Source organism: Paucilactobacillus nenjiangensis (assembly GCF_005405445.1).
GTDB lineage: Bacteria > Bacillota > Bacilli > Lactobacillales > Lactobacillaceae > Paucilactobacillus > Paucilactobacillus nenjiangensis.
Window position 1 is genome coordinate 1 of sequence record NZ_BJEB01000087.1, and the last position, 5,247, is coordinate 5,247.

Genomic DNA, 5,247 nt, shown 5'->3' on the forward strand with positions numbered 1-5,247 from the left:
AATTAGCGGGAATTTTAACCAAAGCAACCGCTAATTTTTCACATAAACAATTATCAAATATAAAAAAAACAAAAAACAGACCAAAAATTCTATTAATTATAGAATTCTTGGTCGATTTTTCTATAGCTGGTTAGTTTTTTCCCAGCCACGTCTTTTTTAACGACTTAGAAGTATTAATCTTCAGAAGCGTCCATAGCTTCCAAAATCATACTTAATTCACTACACTTACTTCTAAGTTCGTTCATATCTTTTCCATATTTAGGTTCTATTGTTACAGTACCAATAGATTCAGTCTTACAACTGTCCGCTTCTTTCTGACAAAGACTATCTAATTGGTTTTGAGCGTCAGTCAATTCTCTCTGAATCTCAAATCTGTTACTCACTCCAAACACTCCCTCGCGTACTAAAGTATCAAAAGCAAATTCAAATTTGCAACACTGACTATATCACCAATTTAAGGAAATGTTAAGAGTTTTAACTTTACAATTTGGTTACATAAAAAGCCACCCCAGATGGGATGGCCAAAGAAAATTTTTATTAGTTGACAGTTCCGGCAAAACTAGGCATGAAATAGCTGCTAATTGACTGAACTTGTACATTTTCACCAGGTTCTGGAGCGGCAACAAATTGTCCATTACCAATATAAATAGCAACATGGTAAGTTGAACCATGATTACCCCAGAATAACAAATCACCAGGTTGTGCATCTGAAACAGATTTTTGTGTTACTTCAGATTCAAGCGATACAGTATAGTGAGCTAATGACTTACCTTCAGCGTTTTGGAATACGTATGCTACCAATCCAGAACAATCCATACCACTTAAGCTGCTTCCACCCCAAACATAAGGGATACCGGCATTAGCTAATTTAACAGCTAAACTAACAACTGATCCTGATTGTAAATCTGAATTAGTGTTCGTAGTTGTGGTAGTTGATGTTTGGCTTGAAGAATTATCAACAGCGACAGTATCGTAATTTGTTGTATCTGCTGTACTAGTTGATTCAGTATAAGTTGATGCTGGTGCTTCACTAACGCTATCAGTAGCAGTAGTATCTGCACTAGTATCACTTTCAACAACTGCGCTACTTGCAACAGTTGAATCACTTTCAACTGGAGCAGCACTTTCAGCGGCTGTATCGCTTTCAACAACTGCACTGCTGGCAACTGGTGCGGCACTTTCAGCTGCGGGTACGCTGCTTGCGACTGCACTGCTTGCAGCAATGGAAGTAGTAGATAAGTTCAAGACTTGTCCAACATAAATCAAATTACTATTATCAATGTTGTTGTTTGAAACTAACACATCAGCACTCACTCCGTATTTTGAAGCGATGCTTGAAATTGAATCTCCACTCTTAACAGTATAAGTACCGTCTGAATTAAGTGCACTTGCACTAGATGCAGTAGCAGTACTTGTAGCAACTGCGGCTGAGCTAACTGGAGCAGTAGTGCTACCAGCTGAAATGTTCAACGTTTGTCCAGCATAAATCAAATCAACTGAAGAATTAACTTTTTGAACGTGCGCATTATTTGCTTCGATATCAGAAACAGATACTCCGTACTTTTGGGCAAAATCCCAAATTGTGTCTCCAGCTTTAACTGTAACAGTATCAGCGTTAGCAGTTTGTGTGCTAATTGCCATTAATCCTAAGGCTCCAACTGTACCTAATACAGCGCCTTTTACATATTTCGGTTTTTGTTTCGTAGTACTTTGCATGTTTCCACACTCCTCTTTTTAACAACGTCATATAAAACTATCTCATCACTCAAATTTCTATTTATTTAGTAATGAGCTTTCGATAACTAGAATATTTATCAGTGGCTACATAGTAACATGATATTTGTATATTGAAAACAGTTACCAAACGTATACAAATGAATTAGATGCATATTACACAATGCCCGTAACACGAGGATTATTGCTAAATCAATCTCAATTGAACACACTTTACTTATTGTTACAGTAAAATTACAATTACTTTACAAGATGTAATTTTATCTTTTCATGATCATGTTGAACCATCAAGTGATTACTTTTAATTTTCACAGTACCAGTCTGTTGATTACCGAATTGACGATAAAAATCACTTTTTGCAACAGTTTCTGAATTTCTAACATTATTTGAAGTTAAATCATCAGTAGATGCGTAGGTTGTCACAACCACAGACTCCGGTGTTAATTTAACAACCCCTTTTGATTTTGTGTATGTGCCAGTGTAGATTCGCTTCCAAACCTGACTCACCGTATTTGATTCTGTCAAAGTATAATTTTTTGAATCTGTAAAGTTTACTTCTATAGTAACTTTTTGATTATTAGGGTAGCTAGCTGATCCTTCCCATTTACCTTTGAACGTTGGCTTGGTCACTTTCTTTTTGGATGTGGTACTTGTTTGATTTACTTTTTTTGCCTGATGATTGCTGACTTGATTAAAGGTTAAAACACCTATTCCGGCAATCAAAACAATTAAAATGACGATAAATTCTGGTAAATGCTTGTTTTTCATAATATAAATTCCAATCTATTTCGTAATGTTCTAATACTATCATAAAACCTGAATTTTGTTGAATTTGTATAATACATATTTTGATAATTAGTCAGTATTTATCATCAAATTTTAAAAAAAGATTTGACAAAGTAATCAAAAGTGAGTAGATTAAGCATTATTAAAACTTGATTAAAAACGTCGACTAGGAAGTAGTTGCTTTCTGAATTTTAGAGAACCTTGGGTTGGTGAAACAAGGTAACCGGAAATCAATGAACATCGCCTACGAGTTATATAATCATCATTCAGTTGATATTATATTGGGTAGCTACCATTATCAGCGCCGATTCGGCACGAGATGTAGTTAAGTTATTAACTACAATTAAGGTGGTACCACGCTAACACGTCCTTTTTATAGGACGTGTTTTCTTGTTTTAATAACATATTTTTTGAAAATTGGCCAATTTTCATCTACTTAATGACACTTACATAATTTTATTGGAGGAATTACATATGACAAATTTAACAGACGTAACAGCTCAAGAAGCAAAAGTTGCAGAAACATTATTTAACGCACTGGAAACACAAACTAAACTAGTTGAAGCAGATGTTAAAGATTTAGTCACCACAGATGAATCTGCTTACCGAGTGCAACACGCCTTAACTGAATTAAAGAAGGAAAAAGTTGGTGGTTACAAAGTCAGTTTAACTAGTAAGCAAACTCAAGACATGTTTGATTCTGATTCACCTTTATACGGTGTCGAAGTAGAACATCAATGGTTAACTTCACCAGCAACTGTTAAACTGACCGATTTAATGGAACCCTTAATTGAAGTTGAATTGGTGTTCACAGCTAATGAAGATCTCTCAGCAAATGATTCCTTGGAAACTTTACTGCGTAAGACCTCTGTTTCACCCGCTGTCGAGCTCCCTGACGCACGCTTTGTTGATTGGTTCCCATCATTATCAAAACACATGGTAATGGCTGACAGCGCTGTCAGTGGACGTGTAGTCTATGGTACTCCTCATGATACTTCCACTATGGCTGTCCAAGATTTAGAAAAAGTTGAAGCAACTTTGAAACTTGACGGTAAGGAATTAGCTTCCGGGGCCTCAACTGAAGTCTTAGGGAACCCGCTTAATTCTTTGTCTTGGTTAGTTAAAAAGCTCGACAGTCAAGGGCTCAAATTAACCGCCGGACAACGAGTTTCGAGTGGTACATTTGTCTTGCCACCTCACCTTGAAGCTGGTCATTATACCTGTGATTTCACCAACGGCTTTGGTAGCGTTGATCTTCATGTTCAATAAAAATTCATACTAATTAAGATTTAGTATTTACTTATCTAAAATAAAATAAATTAGTTGATACCTTTTCAATTGTGCGGTAGAATTTACCTCAACTAAGAAAGAGAAGGTGTCTATTATGGTAAAAATGTATTTTCACACAAACGATCCTTCAAAACGTAAAGCCGTTAAGTGGCTCGCAGAACATAATGTAGATATTGAACAACGCAACATTGAAAACGAACCCTTAACTGAAGCTGAAATTATGAACCTGTTTACCCTTTCAATTGAAGGAACGGATGAATTAATTTCAAAACGTTCGAAGGATACTAAGGCTTTAAACCATGATACAGATCAAATGACTTTAAAACAATTATCAGAAGCCATTCAAAAAGCTCCACATATCTTAAAAAACCCAATTATTTTTGATAAGCATAAACTCGTAACTGGGTTTGACCTAGAAAAAATTGGTGCATTTGTACCCAAGAGATTACGTAAACTGGAATTATCAGCCCTCTTTGCCAAACTTTACCCAGCCGGTACAAACGTCAAATTAGCTTAAATCCTAACAGTTGTCGTCAACTTTCGTTGCGATGACTGTTTTTTTGTTGGCGCAATTTTAATCTTTATGACAACCTAACTATTTGTAGTAAACTATATTCATAAGTTTTTACAATCTGATGAGGAGTCATAAATAATGAAAACAGTTAACGTATATATCGTGCGCCACGGAGAGACTATCTTTAATACCTTAGACAAATTACAAGGTTGGGCAGACTCGCCTTTAACTGATAAGGGTATCCAACTTGCCATTGACACAGGCAATACATTATCCAACGTCCATTTTAATTCTGCTTACGCTTCTGACATGAAGCGAGCCATTGATACTGCCAAATTAATTCTCAAACCAAATAAATACCTGTCACATTTGAATGGTGAATTACCCGAATTTAGGGAAGCTTTTTTTGGACTATTTGAAGGACTTGATAATATGTCCTCTTGGAAATTATCGCGACCCCCTATGGTGCTTCCACCCAAGCTGAAATGTTGGAAGAAGTTTCACCGTTAGTCGTCCGTGACCGAATGAAAAAAGCTGACCCCACAGGTTTGGCAGAAAATGGCGAAGAATTTATTACCAGAATCCATCACGGTTTCAATCAAATATTTGATTCATCTGATGATAACGACAATGTGCTAATTGTAAGCCATGGGACTTTGATTCGTGCCCTCGCCATTCAATATGGTGATTCCTCGATGGATCCTGTTCATGAATTTCCTCTCAATGGTGGTATCACCAAAATTATCGTTGGACCAAATAAATTAACCGTAACTGAATACAATCAAACATCAATCTAAAAAATGGTACTCATTCCGTCGTCTACACGACTTAATGAGTACCATTTTATTTTGCGTCTTTAGACCTGGTTGAGCACGTCAAGTGTGCGAAACAAAAAACCACCTGCTATGCGGGTGGAGAGTAAA

At 36.3% G+C, this 5,247-nt stretch carries 7 protein-coding genes and 1 other annotated feature; of the genes, 4 read left to right on the forward strand and 3 right to left on the reverse strand.

Features of this window, described 5'->3' with window-relative positions; translation table 11 throughout:
• Positions 1-173: 173 nt before the first annotated feature.
• The 3 genes from FFM59_RS09565 to FFM59_RS09575 all read right to left on the reverse strand — a co-directional run bounded on the left by FFM59_RS09565 (position 174) and on the right by FFM59_RS09575 (position 2,502).
• Positions 174-383, reverse strand: coding sequence for a hypothetical protein (locus FFM59_RS09565; protein WP_137602811.1), 210 nt, complete (start codon positions 381-383; stop codon positions 174-176).
• Positions 384-537: 154 nt separating this feature from the next.
• The gene (locus tag FFM59_RS09570; protein WP_225420346.1) at positions 538-1,716 is read right to left on the reverse strand and encodes a C40 family peptidase; all 1,179 of its coding nucleotides are present in this window, start codon (positions 1,714-1,716) and stop codon (positions 538-540) included.
• Positions 1,717-1,974: 258 nt separating this feature from the next.
• Entirely contained in the window at positions 1,975-2,502 is a 528-nt protein-coding gene (locus FFM59_RS09575) for a hypothetical protein (protein WP_137602812.1), read from the reverse strand.
• A 171-nt stretch (positions 2,503-2,673) separates the two neighbouring features.
• Positions 2,674-2,895: a binding site (T-box leader), on the forward strand.
• Between the two features lie 99 nt (positions 2,896-2,994).
• On the opposite strand from FFM59_RS09575, the gene FFM59_RS09580 reads away from it, so the two are divergent.
• From FFM59_RS09580 to FFM59_RS10305, 4 genes are all read left to right on the forward strand, one after another.
• Positions 2,995-3,789, forward strand: a complete 795-nt coding sequence (locus tag FFM59_RS09580; RefSeq protein WP_137602813.1) for a 2-keto-4-pentenoate hydratase — start codon at positions 2,995-2,997, stop codon at positions 3,787-3,789.
• Positions 3,790-3,904: 115 nt separating this feature from the next.
• Positions 3,905-4,327, forward strand: a complete 423-nt coding sequence (locus FFM59_RS09585; protein ID WP_137602814.1) for a Spx/MgsR family RNA polymerase-binding regulatory protein — start codon at positions 3,905-3,907, stop codon at positions 4,325-4,327.
• A 135-nt stretch (positions 4,328-4,462) separates the two neighbouring features.
• Positions 4,463-4,834, forward strand: coding sequence for a histidine phosphatase family protein (locus FFM59_RS10300; protein ID WP_137602815.1), 372 nt, complete (start codon positions 4,463-4,465; stop codon positions 4,832-4,834).
• Positions 4,810-5,121: a histidine phosphatase family protein gene (locus FFM59_RS10305; RefSeq protein WP_137602816.1), complete on the forward strand. Its 312-nt coding sequence runs from the start codon at positions 4,810-4,812 to the stop codon at positions 5,119-5,121. The genes FFM59_RS10300 and FFM59_RS10305 overlap by 25 nt, the downstream gene beginning before the upstream one ends.
• Positions 5,122-5,247: the final 126 nt, after the last annotated feature.